The 16,780-nt window shown below is 72.1% G+C and carries 19 protein-coding genes; 11 read left to right on the forward strand and 8 right to left on the reverse strand.

Translation table 11 applies throughout. The features are described from left to right. Positions 1–24 precede the first annotated feature (24 nt). The 3 genes from WMF43_RS01380 to WMF43_RS01390 all read right to left on the reverse strand — a co-directional run bounded on the left by WMF43_RS01380 (position 25) and on the right by WMF43_RS01390 (position 2,330). A complete protein-coding gene (locus tag WMF43_RS01380) occupies positions 25–927 on the reverse strand; it encodes a DsbA family protein (RefSeq protein ID WP_437676877.1) in 903 nt (300 codons plus the stop codon). 114 nt (positions 928–1,041) lie between these two features. Continuing rightward, positions 1,042–1,710 carry a zf-HC2 domain-containing protein gene (locus WMF43_RS01385; RefSeq protein ID WP_437676878.1) on the reverse strand — a complete coding sequence of 223 codons (669 nt, stop codon included), beginning with the start codon at positions 1,708–1,710 and terminating at the stop codon, positions 1,042–1,044. After that, positions 1,707–2,330, reverse strand: coding sequence for an RNA polymerase sigma factor (locus WMF43_RS01390; protein WP_437684255.1), 624 nt, complete (start codon positions 2,328–2,330; stop codon positions 1,707–1,709). Before WMF43_RS01390 ends, WMF43_RS01385 begins: the two co-directional genes overlap by 4 nt. An 839-nt stretch (positions 2,331–3,169) precedes the next feature. Between WMF43_RS01390 and WMF43_RS01395 the strand changes: the two genes are divergently transcribed. Next, positions 3,170–3,763, forward strand: coding sequence for a hypothetical protein (locus WMF43_RS01395; protein ID WP_437676880.1), 594 nt, complete (start codon positions 3,170–3,172; stop codon positions 3,761–3,763). Between the two features lie 291 nt (positions 3,764–4,054). Then, positions 4,055–4,396, forward strand: coding sequence for a hypothetical protein (locus WMF43_RS01400; protein ID WP_437676882.1), 342 nt, complete (start codon positions 4,055–4,057; stop codon positions 4,394–4,396). Positions 4,397–4,517: 121 nt separating this feature from the next. Here the strand turns inward: WMF43_RS01400 and WMF43_RS01405 are convergent, their stop codons facing one another. Beyond that, complete coding sequence (locus tag WMF43_RS01405) at positions 4,518–5,288, reverse strand: SDR family NAD(P)-dependent oxidoreductase (protein ID WP_437676883.1); 771 nt, start codon at positions 5,286–5,288, stop codon at positions 4,518–4,520. A 120-nt stretch (positions 5,289–5,408) separates the two neighbouring features. Between WMF43_RS01405 and WMF43_RS01410 the strand changes: the two genes are divergently transcribed. The 6 genes from WMF43_RS01410 (at position 5,409) to WMF43_RS01435 (ending at position 9,692) form a co-directional block, all read left to right on the forward strand. Continuing rightward, positions 5,409–6,101 carry a TetR/AcrR family transcriptional regulator gene (locus tag WMF43_RS01410; protein WP_437676885.1) on the forward strand — a complete coding sequence of 231 codons (693 nt, stop codon included), beginning with the start codon at positions 5,409–5,411 and terminating at the stop codon, positions 6,099–6,101. A gap of 194 nt (positions 6,102–6,295) precedes the next feature. After that, entirely contained in the window at positions 6,296–7,033 is a 738-nt protein-coding gene (locus tag WMF43_RS01415; RefSeq protein WP_437684257.1) for a TetR/AcrR family transcriptional regulator, read from the forward strand. Positions 7,034–7,052: 19 nt separating this feature from the next. After that, a complete protein-coding gene (locus tag WMF43_RS01420; protein ID WP_437676887.1) occupies positions 7,053–7,478 on the forward strand; it encodes a VOC family protein in 426 nt (141 codons plus the stop codon). Positions 7,479–7,578: 100 nt separating this feature from the next. Then, complete coding sequence (locus WMF43_RS01425) at positions 7,579–8,076, forward strand: VOC family protein (protein WP_437676889.1); 498 nt, start codon at positions 7,579–7,581, stop codon at positions 8,074–8,076. A 97-nt stretch (positions 8,077–8,173) separates the two neighbouring features. Next, positions 8,174–8,782 (forward strand): AAC(3) family N-acetyltransferase, encoded by a 609-nt coding sequence (locus WMF43_RS01430; protein WP_437676891.1) that lies wholly within the window; start codon positions 8,174–8,176, stop codon positions 8,780–8,782. Positions 8,783–8,870: 88 nt separating this feature from the next. Continuing rightward, positions 8,871–9,692, forward strand: coding sequence for a 2-keto-4-pentenoate hydratase (locus tag WMF43_RS01435; RefSeq protein ID WP_437676893.1), 822 nt, complete (start codon positions 8,871–8,873; stop codon positions 9,690–9,692). A gap of 81 nt (positions 9,693–9,773) precedes the next feature. Here WMF43_RS01435 and WMF43_RS01440 read toward each other — a convergent pair whose 3' ends face one another. Together WMF43_RS01440 and WMF43_RS01445 are read right to left on the reverse strand one after the other, a co-directional pair. Then, positions 9,774–10,613, reverse strand: a complete 840-nt coding sequence (locus WMF43_RS01440) for a GNAT family N-acetyltransferase (RefSeq protein ID WP_437676894.1) — start codon at positions 10,611–10,613, stop codon at positions 9,774–9,776. 342 nt (positions 10,614–10,955) lie between these two features. Next, positions 10,956–11,795 (reverse strand): SMP-30/gluconolactonase/LRE family protein, encoded by an 840-nt coding sequence (locus tag WMF43_RS01445; RefSeq protein WP_437676896.1) that lies wholly within the window; start codon positions 11,793–11,795, stop codon positions 10,956–10,958. 275 nt (positions 11,796–12,070) lie between these two features. On the opposite strand from WMF43_RS01445, the gene WMF43_RS01450 reads away from it, so the two are divergent. Further along, complete coding sequence (locus WMF43_RS01450) at positions 12,071–12,298, forward strand: hypothetical protein (RefSeq protein ID WP_437684258.1); 228 nt, start codon at positions 12,071–12,073, stop codon at positions 12,296–12,298. Positions 12,299–12,498: 200 nt separating this feature from the next. Here the strand turns inward: WMF43_RS01450 and WMF43_RS01455 are convergent, their stop codons facing one another. Then, positions 12,499–13,431 (reverse strand): LysR substrate-binding domain-containing protein, encoded by a 933-nt coding sequence (locus WMF43_RS01455; RefSeq protein ID WP_437676898.1) that lies wholly within the window; start codon positions 13,429–13,431, stop codon positions 12,499–12,501. Positions 13,432–13,724: 293 nt separating this feature from the next. Here WMF43_RS01455 and WMF43_RS01460 point away from each other — a divergent pair, with 293 nt between their 5' ends. Next, positions 13,725–14,093, forward strand: coding sequence for a cupin domain-containing protein (locus tag WMF43_RS01460; RefSeq protein WP_437676899.1), 369 nt, complete (start codon positions 13,725–13,727; stop codon positions 14,091–14,093). Between the two features lie 161 nt (positions 14,094–14,254). On the opposite strand, the gene WMF43_RS01465 is transcribed toward WMF43_RS01460, so the two are convergent. Further along, complete coding sequence (locus WMF43_RS01465; protein ID WP_437676900.1) at positions 14,255–15,205, reverse strand: LysR family transcriptional regulator; 951 nt, start codon at positions 15,203–15,205, stop codon at positions 14,255–14,257. A gap of 83 nt (positions 15,206–15,288) precedes the next feature. Here WMF43_RS01465 and WMF43_RS01470 point away from each other — a divergent pair, with 83 nt between their 5' ends. Then, positions 15,289–16,527 (forward strand): MFS transporter, encoded by a 1,239-nt coding sequence (locus tag WMF43_RS01470; RefSeq protein WP_437684260.1) that lies wholly within the window; start codon positions 15,289–15,291, stop codon positions 16,525–16,527. Positions 16,528–16,780 lie beyond the last annotated feature (253 nt).

Here is a 16,780-nt window from a genome sequence, read left to right on the forward strand (position 1 = left end):
GCCCGCGCGCCGCGGCGCCGCCGCTCAGCGCGCCGCGAGGGCCTCGTCGATCACCTCGCGGATCACCTCCGCGGGCTGCGCGCCGATGATCCGGCGCCCGTTCACGAACATCGTCGGCGTGCCTGCGAGCTTGAGCCGGGTCGCTTCCGCGTCGTCGGCCGCCACCGCCGCCTCGATGTCGCTGGACCGCATGGCGCGCCGGAAGCGGCCGAGGTCGAGGCCGAGCTTCGACGCGACGCGCTCCAGCGACGCGTCGTCGAGCGCGCCGGGCGACGCGAAGAGCGCGTCGTGGAACTCCCAGAACTTCCCCTGCGCGTGCGCGGCGAGCGACGCCCGGGCCGCCGGGCGCGCGCCCGGGTGGATCGGCAGCGGCCGGTGCTTGAACGCGATGCGGAGCTTTCCCTGGTACTCGGCCTCGAGCGCCTTGAGCGTGCGCGAGGCCTTCGCGCAGAAGAGGCACTCAAAGTCCGCGAAGATCACGAGCGTCACCGGCGCGTCCGCCGGCCCCCGCGTCGGCGCGGCGCCGACCTCCACGGCCTCGACGGTCCGCTGCTCCGGCAGGTCCGCGCCGGCGCCGCGAGCCGCGCAGTCGCAGGCGTGCTCCGGGGCGCCGCAGCCCTCGGCCTCACCGGCGGCCGCGCGGGCGGCGTCCTCCGCGGGCGCCGCCTGGGCGGTACGCTCCACGGCCGGCGCGTGCGCCGCGCGCCCAGCCGGCGCCGCTCGGACCGCGCGCTCCGCCGCGGCCGCCCGCGCCGCGCGCTCCGCCGCCCCCGCCGGCGGCGCCGCGAGCTCGCCCGACCCGGGCCGGTCGATCTCGGCGTCGTCGTGCGCCTGGCCGCACCCGGCCGCGAACGCCATGACGACCATCCCGAGCGCGGCAGCGCGGGAGAGCAAGGTGGATTGGAACGAGGTCGAACGGCTCATCATGACTCCTCCGAGGCCGCGCGAACCATGGAGATGCGCCGCCGGCGCCTCGCCGCAGCGCCCGTTCCCCCGCGGGCCTCACCAGCGCTGTGGCCGGCCGCCGTCGCGGGTTACACATCACCTCTCGCCGTTCGAGTCGCCGTCGGCCGCGCCGTCCGAAGCGGCGTGATCCCGCGCCTCGCCCTCGGCCCGAGGCGCGTCCTCCTTCAACGACATCGCCGGCACACACGTATCGCAGGCGCTCTCGTCGCAGAGCGGCGTATTCGCCGTCGCCTCTTCGATCTCCCGCTCCACCCGCTCCCTGACCGCACGCGCGTCCTCGTCGTCCCGCGCCGGCTGGAGGTCGGTCACCGCCTCGACCGGCGGCGGCTCGCCCTCGCGGCCCCCGATCACGGCAGCGGCGATCGCCAGCAGCGCGGCACCGGCCGCCGCGCGCAGCCCCCACGGCGCGGAGGCGCGCCCCGCCGGGCCCACGGCGGGCTCGCGAGAGCCGCGCGCCGCGCCCGCCTGCGCCGCCGTCGCCGCGCGCGCCGGCGCCCTCTTCGCCGCGCACGCCGGCGCCTCCTCCGCGGCGCGCGCCAGCACCGCCTCGAGCGGCGGCGGCCCCGGGTGCGCCGCCGCGCGGGCCCGGAAGAGCCGCCGCTCGGCGCGCAGCCAGCGCAGCTCCTCGGCGCAGCCGCGGCACGACGCCACGTGCGCCGCGACGCGCGCCGCCTCGGCCTCGCCGAGCTCGCCGGCCGCGTACGCCTCGACCGCCTCGGGCTCGCACGCGCTCGTCGCGCTCATGGCTCGCCTCCCTCGTAACGCGCTAGCTCCGCGCGCAGCACCTGCCGGGCGCGGTGAATCTCGATCTTCGCCTTGGGCACGCTCCACTCCATCAGGCGCGCGATCTCCTCGTAGGACATGCCGTGGTCCAGCCGGAGCAGCAGCGCCGCGCGCCGGTCCTCGGCGAGCCTCGCCAGCGCGCCCTGCACGACGCCGATCGCCTCGTGGCCGAGCAGCTCCTCCTCGGGCGACGGCAGGGCGCCGCCGCCCTCGCCGCGCACCTCCCAGGGCTCGAGCGGCGCGTCGTCCACGACCCGCCGCCGGCGCACGCGCGCCCGGCGGTGCTCCAGCGACACGTACCGCGCGATGCCGAAGAGCCACGAGGCGGGCCGCTCGACCTCCGTGAGCGTGTGCAGCCGCCGGTAGGCGCGCACGAACGTCTCCTGCGTCGCGTCCGCCGCGGCGGCGCTGTCCCCGAGCAGGTCGCACAGGAACCGGTGCACGCCCCGCGCGTGCGCCGCGTAGAGCGCCTCGAGCGTGCGCCGGCTGCCCGCGCACGCGTCCGGGTCCAGGGCCTGGTCCGCCGGCGGGCCGCGCTCCTCGAGCGCAAGCGCCGCCGCGACAGGCCACACCTCAGGCATCGATGCCACGCAGCCACTGTGGCCGACGCCGGCCGGAGGTTACAGAAATCCGGCGGACGGCCGCACCTTGTCGCCGGCATCGCCGGCGCGCGCCGGATTCCAGCAGGACAGGAACCGGCCGGCGGGGGAGATCCGGCGCGGAGAGTCGCCGCGTGTGCCCCTGACGGCATCCGCGGAGCGCGCCACGCGTGGGCACCGGTGCCCGTTCAGCCAGCGTTCCGCGCTTGCACCGCCGCCGTACATGCCCGTGATACCGCGACGTCCTTGGTGACAGCGCTACGCGAACCTCTGCGCCCTGGCGCCGAACGACACCGCCGAAACGCGGGTGGCTTTGCACGCGTAGCTCTCCAGCGGTGTGCTGGGCAGCAGCCGTTCATTCGTACTGACCGACTTGAAGACCGGCGCTCTGAACCTGCGACGCGGAAGCCAGAGCAAACGCCTCCTTGCCTTGTGCGCCACACCTGACGCACCTCTGCTCGGATGGCGAGCAGCGGGAGCTCGCCGACACATCTGGAAAGAACGTGCCCGCCCCGGAGAACAGATGATTTCTGTCGATTCCTCGCGCGGCGTGCGCCCCCTCGCGCGGCAGCGTCGCAGGGCCTGAACGAGCCCGGCGCAGCCCGGCGTGCGGGTGCCCCAACCCGTTGAATTTGTTTGCCTTTCCGTCGGCCGGAAGCCCCGTCCTCCGGCCCTGACGGGTTGGGACAATGTCCGTCCGATCGATCCCTTTCCGGACGGGTCGCAGGTGGCCATCCATGGTAGACGTCGCGAACACGGCGTGACGGACGGCGTGCTCTCGCGAGCCGCGCGCCGGACTGCTTCGTTTTGGAGGAGACTTCATGGAGAAAATCTCGCTCTCGTATTTTGTCGACTTCGTTCTCAAGGCCGGGGCGCCCAAGCTGACCGGCGTCAGGGAGTTCAAGGACCGGAAGGATGAGATCCACACGGACTTTTACAGGCAGGTGAGAGACGCGATCGTCGACATGCACAGGAGCGGAAAGCCGACGAGCGTGCTTGACACCTTCCTCGCCGCCCAGCATGACGATCGCCGCCGCCGCATCTATCCGTCGGTCGTCGAGGGGTACCGCAAGTTCCTCACCTCGGGGAAGATGACGTGGTTCGAGCCGCCCGTGGCGACATACCGCCTCGGCGATCTCGAGATCAACGTCAATCCGGAGCTCGGGCTCGTCATCGACGGGACGCCTCACGTGATCAAGATGTATTTCCGCGGGGAGCCCCTGTCGTCCAAGCGCGTCTCGGTCGTGCTGAACCTCTTGATGAACGGCCTCGCCGAGAGCACGCCGGGCGGCGTCTTCGCGGTGCTCGACGTGCGCAACGCGAAGATCCACACCTTCAAGGTCCCGAACCCGCGGATCAGCCTGCTGCTCCGCGGCGAGGCCGCCTCCTTCGCCACCATCTACACCGGGCTCTGACCGCGGTCCCGCCGGGGAGTTGACCCGGATCAGCAGAAAATCCGCCAAGGGCGCCAAGGCCGCCGCCAAGAGGAGAGGGGCAGGGCCGTCCCGGAACTGCCTCCTCGTATCCCCTGGTTCTTGGCTCGGCGTCATGGCGGTTCACATCGCCGTGCGCGCGGCGAAGGGGCTGCGGGCGATCTCGGGCGCTTGCCCACCGCGGTGAAACCCCCCGGCCGGGGCTGCGTAAAGGGGGTTGAGTCCGCGAGGTTGGCCCGCGGAAATCAACACCCAGCGAGGTACATCGTGATCGTGAAGCTCGTTCGCAAGGCCCTTTCGTCCAGCGTGATCCTGATCTTCCCCGCCCTCCTGGCAGCCTGCGCGCTGGCGCCGGAACGCCCGGAGGACGCCGAGGGCGAGGATGTCGCCGAGACGCCGCAGGCGCTCCCGATCAGCTCGGTGCTCAACGTCTACTACTCCGACGAAAGCTTCACGACGAGGGTGGGGCAATCGTACCGGAGCTGCGTCCCCGGCCCCATTACCTACATCGGGCATACCACGGAGTATTACGAGCAGTACGAGTCGCCGTGCTCCAGCGGCGGCGGCCCCGGTCTCAGCTACCGGTGCCTCGACGGCTTCTGTACGGAGTTCTGAGCCCCTGGCGGCCGGAGGGCCGGTGAGCCGGCCCGGCACCCGCGCGCGACCGCGCCGGCCGGCGCGTGCTCCCGGCCTTGCTGGCTCGCCGGCGCCAGCGGCCGCCAGCTCCAGTCCCTCGTCACATCGGCCGGCCGCCGCTCGCGCGGAGGATCTCCCCGGTGACCGCGGTGTTCGCCGCCGAGCACAGGAAGACGATGGTGGGCGCCACCTCCTCGGGCGGCAACAGCCGCCCGACGGGGTACGCCTTCCCGCGCTGCGCGGCGAAGTCCGGTGATATCCGCGCGCCGATCTTGGGCGTCAGGGTCAAGCCCGGGACGACCACGTTGGCCAGGATCCCGTGCGGCCCGAGCTCGCGCGCGAGCACCGCGGTGAGTCCGTGGAGCGCCGCCTTGGCGGCGCCGTACGGGCCGGCGCCCACCACCCCGTCGAGCGCCACCCCCGAGGAGACGTTGACGATCCGGCCCCAGCCGCGGGCGCGCATGGAGGGCACCGCGGCCTGGATGGCGGCGAAGGCGCCGTCGATGTTGTCGTGGATCGTGCCCTGCCACTCGGCGAGCGGGATGTCCTCGAAGCGCGGCGCCTCCCAGGGCAGCTGCTCGGCCCAGCGGACCGCGTTGTTGACGAGCACATCGATCTGCCCGAAGCGCGCCAGCGTGGCCGCGACGGCCGCCTTGACCGACTCGAGCGACCCGAGATCGAGCTCCAGCGCGAGCGCCTCGCCGCCGCGCCGCTCGATCTCCTGGACGACCTCAGCGGCCTTCTCCCGCTCGCTCCGGTAGGTGAGCGCCACGCGGGCCCCCTCGGCCGCAAGCTGCAACGCCACCTCCTTGCCGATCCCCTGCGAGCCGCCGGTCACCAGCGCGGCCCTCTTCTCCAACCCCAGCTTCATGGGACACCTCGCTTTCGAGCGGAAGGTAACGCAAGTGGAAGAAACTTCCATAAAAAATTGGAAGAATCCTCCACTAGGGCCCGCTGGTCAGCGGCGCGCGGGTGGGGTAGGGGAGGGGCCATGGCCGTGGCTCGACAGAGCGGCGTGGCCCGCCGGGAGGCGCTGCTGGACGCGGCGCTCCGTTGCTTCGCGGAGCGGGGCCTCCTGCGCACCGGCATCGAGGACGTCCGCAAGGAGGCGGGGGCGAGCCCATCGAGCGTGTACCACCTGTTCGAGGACTTCCCGGCGCTGGTGGCGGCGCTGCTGGAGCGGACCTTCGAGCGGCTTTCGGGGTACATGACCGCGCGCGTGCTCGCCGAAAAGACGGCGCGCGCGGCGGTGCGGGCGCTCGTGGAGGCGCTCTTGGCCTGGGTGTTCGACCACGAGGCCGAGGCGCGCTTCATGTACCAGGCGCTCGCGCTGGAGCTGGACGGGCATCACCGCGCCGCGCTCCGGGAGACCAAGGCGCGGCTCAAGGCGGAGATGATGGCGCACATGACAGAGCTCGGCGTGTTCCCCGGGGCGGGCTCGTCCGGATCGGCCGCGGTGATGCTCGAGGTCGTGCTGCTCGGGCCGGCGCACCAGGCCTGCCGCAGCTACCTGTCAGCGCCCGGCGCGGTGGACCCTGCGTGGATGAAGGCGACGCTGCCCGAGCTGGCGTGCGGGGCGCTGGCCACGGTGGAGCCGGCGGCGCGGGCAGAGCGGAAAGGGCGGCGCGCGGACGGCGCGGCGCCGGCTCGGAAGCCCGGCGGGAGAAGGAAGAGCACGGCGTAGCGGTGGATCGGAGGGCTCGACCTGTGCCCGGTCCGATCGGAGATCCACGCCTCGACCCGCCCGTTCGCCAGCTCGGCCTGCCAGAAGTCCTGGCAGGGATCACGGCGAGAGAAAACGATACGGTCTAGTTTCGGAACTTGAAAGTTTCGGAACTTGCCGGTATCGATACGTCCAGAGGTCGAGAGGCGACGGGGATGACTCGGAAGGATGGCGACTCAGTCGAAGCCCGGCCCGCGCAGCCCGGGCGAAAGCGGGACCACTCGCGCGACGCCGAGATCCTCGACGCAACGCTCGAGGTCCTCGCGGAGGTGGGCGCCGCGGGCCTGACGATGGACCTGGTGGCCGCGCGAGCAGGAGCCGGGAAGGCGACCATCTACCGCCGCTGGACCTCCAAGGCGGAGCTGGTCATCGACGCCGTCGCACACATGAAGCGCAAGCAGGTGGATCTCGAGCATCTGCCCGACACGGGCACGCTCCGCGGAGACCTCCTCGGCTTGTTCAAGCCGCAGTCGATCGAGGAAGGCGAGCACAAGCTCAAGATCATGACCGGGCTCGCCTCGCTGCTCGCGCAAGAGCAGGCGCTCGCCGAGGCAGCCAACAGCGCGGTCGTCGAGCCGTGGGCCGAAGCGCATTTCGCGCTGATGCAGCGGGCCGTCGCGCGCGGCGAGGTCTCGGCGTCCGCTGACATCCGCGCTCTGTCCCAGGTCATCCCGTCGATGGCCGCCTACCGCACCTTGGTCCAGCGCAAGCCGATCGACCTGGCCTTCCTCGTGTCGATGGTCGACGGCGTCATCGTACCGGCCCTCCGGAATCAGCCCTCCGACGTGCCACCCGGCGCGACGGGCCACCGACCCGCTCACGCTGCCTCACCGGTCGAAGAATCCCCATCGCGTCGACGTGCCGTGAGCGCGCGGACACGCTCGAAACGCTGAACCTGCACAGGAGAAAGTCATGACCGTAAGCGTTACCAACCACCTCAATTTCCGCGGCGACGCCCGCGCGGCGCTGGAGTTCTACCAGTCCGTGTTCGGCGGCGACATCACCATCGTGACCTACAAGGACGCACAAAACGTCCAGGCTCCTTCGGAGGCGGATCAGGTGATGTGGGGCCAGGTCGCTGGCAAGAACGGCTTCCGCGTGATGGCTTACGACGTGCCTTTCCGCACGCCATGGGAGCAAGGCAAGAACGCGTTCTTCGTCTCGGTCCGCGGCGATTCGGCCAAGGAGATCGCCGAGCTCTGGGAGAAGCTCTCGGCTGGCGCGACCGTCGCGCAGCCTCTGGCGCCGTCGGGATGGACGCCCCTCTACGGGATGCTCAAGGACCGCTTCGGCGTCACCTGGGTCCTGGATGTCGCCACGGAGTACAAGGCCTCCTGAGCCCAAGGAAGCAAGCGAGGGCCCGCGCGGCCGGGCCATTCATGTCGCCGTGGCTTGCCGAGCTCCCTCCGCCGGTTCGACCTGGGCTACCATGATCGCCATGAACCTCGCCGGAATTGCGCACATCCAGCTCTCGGTCACCGACTTTCCGCGCAGCCGCGCGTTCTACCGCGCGCTGTGCGAGCACTTCGAGATGCAGTGCCAGTACGACGATCCGGGCAGCGAGACCGAGCGGCCCACGCTCTATTACATCGGCGGCAAGACCGGCCTGCTCATTCGACCCGTGAACCCGGAGCACGCCGGCGACCGCTTTCACCAGTACAAGCCCGGCCTGCACCACCTGTGCTTCCGCGCCCGCAGCCGCGAGGACATCGACGCCTTCCACAAATTCTTCGAGAGCACGCTGGCCGCGCTCGGCGGCAAGCTCGTGCACGCGCCGGAGGAGGGGACGTGGGCGGCCGGCTATTACTCGATCCTGTTCGAGGATCCGGACGGCATCCGGCTCGAGATCAACCACGTCCCCGGCAAGGGCAACCTGGCCGAGGGCGTCACGCTTCCGTTGCCCGCGTTCTCGGGAGGTGTGCCCGAGCAAGAGTGACCGTGAAGCGGACGGCGCCGCCCGGCCGGGGGCGCTGGTCGCGGGCGGAAGGCGTCCCTGGTCTCGGAGCAGCCCGTGATGGTAGGCCTGCTGGGCCATGCACGAGCCGAACGTGAGCCAGGTGGCCGCCGAGCTGCGCGCGCTCGGCGTGAGGCCGGGCGGCGTCCTCCTCGTCCACACGTCGTTCAGGGCGGTGCGTCCGATCCAGGGCGGGCCGCTCGGGCTGCTCCGCGCCCTGCGCGCGGCGGTCGGGGACGACGGCACGCTCGTGATGCCGACGATGACCGACGGACAGCGCGTGTTCGATCCCCGGTCCACGCCGACCTCCGGCATGGGGATCACCGCCGAGACGTTCTGGCGTCAGCCCGGCGTGCTGCGCAGCGGTCATCCCGGCGGCTCCTTCGCCGCCGCCGGCCGCCACGCCGAGCGCATCTGCGCGCCGCAGCCGCTGTCACCGCCGCACGGACCGGACAGCCCCCCGGGCCGCGTTCACGAGCTCGGAGGCCGGGTGCTGCTGCTCGGCGTCACGCACTCCGAGAACACGACGCTGCACGTCGCGGAGGTGATCGCGGATGCCACCCCTGTGCCGTCGCTTCGAGCTCCGCCCCGACCGGGGGTGAAGCCCAGCCGCCGGGCAGGCTCGCTCGACGGCCGCGAGTGCGCGAGGCGCAGCAAGGTCAGCTCGAGGTCGTCGCCGCCGGGATAGAGCTTGTTACCGGCTTCCTGTCCGCGATTCGAACGCGGCGGAGCGCCGACCTGACGCCGCCCGGCCGCCCGCGTTATGATGCGCCGCCATGGTCGACGAACCGCTGCTCCCGTCCGCCGTCGCGGCGGAGGCGCTCGCCCTGCTCGGCACCGGGCGCCAGGTGGCGCCGTTCTCGTCGCGCGCGCCGGGCTTCGATCTCGCGGCCGCCTACCGGGCAGCGGGGCAGCTGCGCGCGGCCCGGGTCGCGCGCGGCGAGCGGCCGGTGGGCCGCAAGATCGGCTTCACCAACCGCACGATCTGGCCCCAGTACGGCGTGTGTGCCCCCATCTGGGGCGATGTCTGGGACAGCACCGTGCGCGACCTGCCGGCTTCGGGCGAACACTTCGCGCTGGTCGGCCTGGCCGAGCCGCGCCTGGAGCCGGAGGTGGTCTTCGGGCTGTCGCGGGCGCCGGCCCCGGGCATGGACGACGCGGCGCTGCTGGCCGGCATCGAATGGGTCGCGCTCGGCTTCGAGGTCGTGCAGTCGATCTTCCCGGGCTGGCGCTTCCAGGCGGCCGACACGGTCGCCGCCTATGGCATGCACGCCGCGCTGCTGATCGGCCGGCGCCAGCCGGTGTCCGGCGACCTCGAGGCGTGGCGCGAGGCGCTGCGCGGCTTCGAGATCGAGCTGCGCTGCGACGGCGAGCCGGTCGACCGCGGAACCGCCTCCAACGTGCTCGACGGGCCGGTGCCGGCGGTGCGCCACCTCGTGGAGGCGCTGGCGCAGGACCCGTCGCAGCCGCCGCTCGCGGCGGGCGAGATCCTCACCACCGGCACGCTGACGCGCGTCTGGCCGGTGGCGCCCGGCCAGCGCTGGGAGACGCGCGTGCGCGGGGTGGCGCTGGCCGATATCGGCGTGCGCTTCGACTGAGCGGCTGGCCGGCGTCAGCGCGGCAGTTCCACAGGACCTCCGCCGCCTCGGCGTCACCGGGGGCTCTCCCGAGGACAGCGCTCAGGTGAAGGACTTGATGAGCATCGCCTGCGAGTACACGGCCACGAGCCCCGCGCGCTCCAGGTTGCGCTGCGAGGTGCTCCCCGCCTCCGCCACCGAGTAGGCGAGGTCGCACCCCACGTCGCGGGCGTACGCGACTCGCGCGTCGATCAGGGCGCGCTGCACGCCCCGGCCGCGGTGGGCTTCCAGCGTGGCGCCCGCGAACAGGAGAGCGACCCGCTCGTGCACGCACACGGCGCCGACGCCGGCGACGGAGCCGTCGGTGAGCGACGCGAAGAAGTACGCCGTCCCGGGCTGGTGGAAGCCCGCCTCGAAGAGGTCGACCCGATCGGACGGAGGCTCGCCCGGTAGGGCGAAGGCGGAGAGCGAGGCCGCGACCCACGCCGACGCCTCCTCGCGCGCGGCGCGCCGCGCGACCACGCCGCCGCGCGCGGTCGGCTCCGGCGCGTGGGCCTCGGCGGCGAGGGCCAGGTGGCGCACGAGCACGGTGTCGAGCGATTCCAGGCGGAAGCCGCGCTCCCCGAGCCGCGCGAGCAGCGAAGGGTGGGCGAAGGGCGAGACCAGGATGCGCGCCGCGGTGCCGCGCGAGGCGTAGAAGTCCTCGAGGGCCTCGACGTCGCGCGCCTCGACGGGGCCGCTCATGCCGAGGCCGGCCGCGCGCGAGATCCGCGCGTGAGGGACGACGAAGGCAGCGCGGCCGCCCGCGATGACGGCGACGGCGGCGCGCTGCGCCGGGACCCGCGCGGCGACCTCGCGCGCGAGCCCCTCGACCTTCGCGGCCTCGGCGGCCTCGATGCGGGCGGACAGCGCACGATCGACGAAGACAGGCCGGGATATCATGCGGGAACCATAGCGCCGGAGACGGCGGCGCGGAAGCTACCTGCTGTCCGACCGCCCAGCATGGCTCGGTGGCTGGGCAACCGGATGATTCATCGCCCGCTTCCCCGGCCAACCTCCAACCCCATCACCGCAAGGATGCCTTGATAACGGCGAGAGCAGACGTGTATTCAGCCATCGCCGCGGCGATGGTCGCGGCTTGCTGCTCGAGTGTCGCTGCAAGACCGAGCGCCTCGCGCTTCCGGCAGAGCGCTTCGCGGGCGAGGCCATCGTCACCAGCTCGCGATGCGCGCGCCGCCAGGACGCTCGCCTCTTTTCGCGGCTACCTGCGCTGCGGAGCAGCGGTCACGGGAGCGGGCCGTAGGAGAGCAGGCCCACCTTCGGGGTCTTCATCGACAGCAGCGTGATAAGCCCGAAGTTGGTGAGGAGGGCGTGCTTTTTCGAGCCCAACGTCGCGAGCGCGACGCTCGCGGGCCCATCGAACAAGCCGCCTTTGGCGAGCACGGTCGCTTTGCCGTCTGTCCCGACCCGGACGAGCGCGTTGCCCCCGTTGCCCGCGACAAGGATGCTCCCATCCGCGTCTGCGGTGATGCCGTCGGCGCCCTGGAGCGGCAGGCATGTCGCCGGATCCGACGTGGAGAACTCGACCGCGACATCCGGTGTCCCGTCGGCGTTGATCGGGATCTTGATGAGCGCCGCCTTGTCCGTATTGGCCACGTAGAAGGCGCCGTGCGAAAGCGCGAGGCCGTTGGCGCCGAACGGGATGCCGAGGACCGTCTTGCAGGGGTTCGTCGCAGCGATGTCCCCCTTGAGCAGAGGATCGGTGAGCCAGTTGGTCACCGTCTTGCCATCGGGGCTTATCTTGAAGATCGCGCCCAGGGCCGAGTCCGTGACGAAGAGGTTGCCATCCTCGTCGAAGACGAGCCCATTGGGCAGGTTCATGGCCGCGTCGGTGGCGAAGGCCGCGGTCACCGGACCGCCCGCCGCCGGGATCTTGTAGATGCCGGGCGCGTACGCGGCCGGGTCGAGTGACGCGGCGGCCACGTAGAGATCGCCGGCGGCAGACTGGGTGATGCCGGTCACGAAGCCCGTGTTCGCGGGCGGCGCCGGCACGGTGGCGAAGGCAGACACCTTGTTGTCGGCGAGCGAGACGGCGCGGATCTCGCCGGTCAGGGCATAGCCCATATACGCCGTCTCGCCGTCGGCGGTGACCCAGAGCCCCTCGGGGAGCTGGGACTTCGCTGCATCGAGCTCGACGAGAAGCTTGAGCTCTGGCGTCGAGACGCTGCTGCTGCTGCTGCTGCTGCTGCTGCTGCTGCTGCTGCTGCTGCCGCCGCTGCCGCCGCCGCCGCCGCTGCTTGTGGTGTTGTCTTCGCCGCACGCGACGAGAGATGCGCTGAGCCCCAGCGCCGTCAGGAGGATCGAGCGGGAAAGCGCTCGTGGACGGGCTCGGCCTCGCGATGCTGCCGTACTTCGCCGTCGAAGCGGATCTGGCAGCCGGCCGGCTCGAGCCTGTGCTCTTGAGCTATGCCGGGCAAGAGATCTCGATCTTCGTCGTCTTCCCTCACCACCTCCACCAACCCACCAAGGTGCGCGCGTTTGTGGAGCTCCTCGTCGAGCGCCTCGGGAGCGAGCCAGGGGCGGGCGCCGCGCCGGGGAGAAGGAAATCCAGAGCAGCTCGTACATGATATCCTCGAATCGATAAGCACGCTTCGGAACGCGCTCTGCGGAGCGGCTACCTGCCAGCGGTACCGGTGAGACAATGGGTGCTTTCGCTGCCATTGTGCGCGATCGAAGACGTGGTGACCGGCGAGGTCGACGCGCTCGCCGCCTCGTCAGCGAAAGCGGATCGCGAGCGCTTGAGCGATCTTCTCGCGCGGCTGCTCGATCAGGCTCCGTCGCCCTCCACGAGGGCTTCGCGCTGGACTCCACGAGCGATTTCGACGGGACGTTGCAGCGCCTGCACCACGAGGGCCGCGAGGCGGGCGGTCGGGAGCCCCGGTTCCGCCTCTGCCTGGTGCAGGGCCAGGGGGAGCGCGGGCAGCGCCGGCAGCCCGGCCTCCCCGGGGCCGAGCGCCCGCACGCCGGCGGGCAGGCCGATCGGCGTGCGCACCGTGAACCCAAGCCCTGCCGCCGCCGCGGCCCAGAGCCCGCCCAGGTCCGGGCTGGTGAACGCGAGCCGCCACGGGATGCCAGCGCGATCGAGCGCCGCCGCGGCGGCATCCCGGAACCGGCACGGCGCCTCGATGGCCAGGAGCGGCAGCGGCTCGCCCTCCGCCCCGGTCCACGCAGGGCACCCCGCGGCCGACCCGATCCAGCGCATCGGCAGCTCGGCCAGACGCTCGCCATGCGGCGCGCCCGTCCCGTCGCCCCACGCGAGGGCGAGATCGAGCCGGCCCGACGTGACCCGCTCGAGCAACTCGGCATTGCGCGCGACCCGCACCTCGATCCGCACCCTCGGGTGGGCGCGCGAAAACCGCCCGAGCACCCCGGAGAGCAGCACGTCACCGAAGTCCTGTTGCAGGCCGAGACGGACCCAGCCCTCGAGATCGACGCCGCGGACCGCGGCCGCCGCCTCGTCGTTCAGCTCGAGCAGGCGGCGGGCGTACGCCAGCATCGTCTCGCCCGCCTCCGTCAGCGCGAGACCGCGCCCGGCCTTGCGAAAGAGCGGCGTGCCCGCCTGCTCCTCCAGCTTCTTGAGCTGAGCGCTCACCGCCGAGGTCGACCGGCCCACCCGGCTCGCCGCCCTGGCGAAGCTGCCCAGCTCCACCCCCGTGACGAAGCTGCGCAGCACGTCGAGATCGAAGGTGACGCGTTGCATGCCAACCGTCCCGTTTTGCTGAACTCTCCGTACCAAACTTCCTGATTTTCAGCACGATGGTGCTCCGTCATGCTGGTGGCGTCAAGGCGAGCCGGAGCCGCCTCCCAGAGCACAAGGACCCACACTCCATGCGTTTCGCTCACGTTTTACGGCGGAATGGCGAGCCGCCGCTGCGCGAAGGGGACCTCCCTCGCGATCTCGCCGACGGCCCTCGTCGCACGCGGCGTCCGGGGAGAGCGCTCCCCGGGAGCGGGCGCCGCCTCTCCCGGGCTGCGCTCGCGATAACGACAGCCTTGCTCTGTGCCGGCGCGGGATGCACGCGGGACTCGGTCCTAGAGCGAGCCTCGCTCGGGACTCACGGGGTCGCGGGCGGGAAGGCCGTGACCCGCGTCGAGGTGCAGCGGCTGACGTTGCCCCCTGGGTTCAAGGCCGGGCCGCACACGCATCCCGGTCCGGTCATCTGCTATGTGACCGAAGGGGGTATTCTGGTCCAGGTGAAAGGCCAACCGGCCAGGTACTACACGGCAGGGCAGACGATCTTCGAGCCCGCGAGCACGCCCATCGAGCGCTTCGACAACGATTCCGGCTCGGCCCCCGCGACCTTCATCGCCACCTACCTGCTGGGCGACCAGGACACGGAGTTGCTCCACAAGCTCCAGTAGACGCGCGTGTGCTCTCTCCAAGAGTGCGGCCTCGCTCTCGGTCAGCGGGCGCAGGCGTACGCGCACGGGATGTGCCGCGCGAGCGCGATCGCGCGCGGTCAATCATCTGCCGTCGCGGAGCTTGCGGCCTTTGACAGGGCCGGTTGCCGAGCACGCGGCGATCAGCCGCGCCGGGCCGCCGCGCCGCCGACCACCGCCGGCACCGACTCCCGCATCGCCTCGATGAAGCGACGCAGCCGGGCCGGGTAGAAGCGGGCGTGGGGATAGACCAGGTGGACCGGCAGCGGATCCGCCTGCCACGACGGCGCGAGGTGCACCAGCCGCCGCTTCGCCAGGTCATCGGCGACCAGCCACGACGAGGCCACGCAGACGCCGAGCCCCATCAGCGCGGCGCTGCGCAGGGCATACAGGCTGTCGGTGCTCATGCGCGGGCGGATCGGGAGCTCGACCCGCTCACCACCCGACGAATGGGTCAGCGCGATCGCGTCGCGGTAATAGGTCCTCAACGCGAGCCAGGGCATGTCCGCCAGATCCGATGGATGGGCCGGCGGCGCGCCCCGGCCCAGCACCGAGGGCGCGGCGGCCACGATGCGCGGCACCTCGGCGAGGCGGATCGCCACCACCGCCGAGTCGGCCACCGCGCCGACCAGGAGCGCGCAGTCGATGCCGTCGGCGATGAAGTTCGGCTGCCCGTCCCGCAGCAGCCACTCGACCGAGACACGCGGGTAGCGGCGCAGGTAGTCGACCAGCGGCTTGACCAGCTGGTCCTGGCCGAAGGCGTGCGGCACGACGACGCGCAGCGTCCCGTCGGGCTCATCGCGGTCGCCTCGGATGTCCGACTCGAGCGCCTCCAGGTTGGCCAGCAGCGCCTTGGCCCGCTCGAAGCAGCGCTCGCCGTCCTCGGTCAGCTTCATCGTGTGCGTGGACCGCTGCAGCAGCGGCAGGCCGAGCGAGCGCTCCAGCGCCTGCAGGCGGCGGCTCACGGTGGGCTGCGTCGTTCCCAGCAGGGTGGCCGCGGCCGACAGGCTGCCGGCCTCGACGATCCTCACGAAGGTCTGCAGCAAGGCGATGCGGTCCAGCGACGAGGAGGAGGGCGGCGCCGGTTTGGCCATACGCCGAACGTATAACCATCGTACGTTCCACGCCACTACAACGCTGGAACGGCGCTCCACATACTGGGTACACCATGATCACCATGCACCCAGCGCATACTGCCTCCGTCACCCTGCCGCCGCCCGCCGCGTCCGCGCCGCCCCTGCCGGGGGCCCTGGTGCTGCTGCTGGCCACCGGCGCGGGCCTCGCCGTGGCCTCGCTCTACTACAGCCAGCCCATGCTCGGCGTGCTGGGGGCCGACCTCGGCGCCTCCGGCCGCGCGCTCGGCCTCGTGCCGACGCTGACCCAGCTGGGCTACGCGCTGGGCATCCTGCTGCTCGCGCCGCTCGGCGACCGCTACGACCGGCGACGCATCATCCTGGCCAAGGCCGCGGTGCTGGCGGCCGCGCTGCTGCTCGGCGGCGCCGCTCACGGGATCGGCGCGCTGCTGGTCGCGAGCCTGGCCACCGGCCTGGCGGCGACCCTGGCGCAGGACATCGTGCCTGCGGCCGCGACGCTGGCCCCCGAGGCGCACCGCGGCAAGGTGGTCGGCACCGTGATGACCGGCCTGCTGCTGGGCATCCTGCTGTCGCGTGTGGTCAGCGGCTTCGTCGCGGAGCAGCTCGGCTGGCGCGCGGTGTTCGTCGCCGCGGCGGCCAGCGTCGCGCTGCTCGGCGCGTCGATGTGGCGCAGCCTGCCGCGCTTCAAGCCGACCACGCAGCTGAGCTACGCCGCGCTGCTCGGCTCCCTGGCCGAGCTGTGGAAGCGCCACGGCGCCCTGCGCCGCGCGACGCTGGCCCAAGGGCTGCTGTCGGTGGGGTTCAGCGCGTTCTGGTCCACGCTCGCCGTGATGTTGCACGGCGCGCCGTTCCACCTCGGCAGCTCGGCGGCGGGTGCGTTCGGCCTGGCCGGCGCGGCCGGCGCCGTGGCGGCGCCCCTGGCCGGCCGCATCGCCGACCGCCACGGGCCGGGACGGGTGACGCGCATGGGCGCCGCGCTCTCGGTCGTGGCCTTCGCCGCCATGGCGGTGTCGCCCTTGCTGTCGACGCACGGACGGCTGTGGCTGCTCGGCGCCAGCGCCGTCGCCTTCGACCTCGGCATCCAGGCCGCGCTGGTGGCGCACCAGACCATCGTCTATGGCATCGAGCCCGGCGCGCGCAGCCGCCTCAACGCCGTGCTCTTCGTCGGCATGTTCGTCGGCATGGCCTCCGGCGCCGCGCTGGGCAGCGTGCTCTTCGCCCAATGGGGCTGGCTGGCGGTGACGGCGCTCGCCTCGTCGACGGCAGCCGGCGCGCTCATCGTCCGGCTCTGGCCGGCGACGCGCCCGCCGTCGCGCGCGTGAATCGCTCACGTCGGCCCAAGGCACGCTTCAGAGTGGCATTCTCCCCCGGATCTTCGCGCCACACACGGCGAGGAGATCGTCGCGAACGAACCGAATCGTCCGCTCCGCGCGGTCCGGAACGCCGATGGCCCCCGGGTGATCGTGAAGGTCATCGACCCGAGGAGCGGCCGTTCGCAGGACATCGAGCTCCTGCAGCACGAGCGCACGATGCCACTGCGATTGAATTCGGCGACGGCAAGCCCATTGAAATCTT

Origin of the sequence: Sorangium sp. So ce131, assembly GCF_051519095.1 — a bacterium.
In the GTDB taxonomy this organism is placed as follows: domain Bacteria; phylum Myxococcota_A; class Polyangia; order Polyangiales; family Polyangiaceae; genus Sorangium.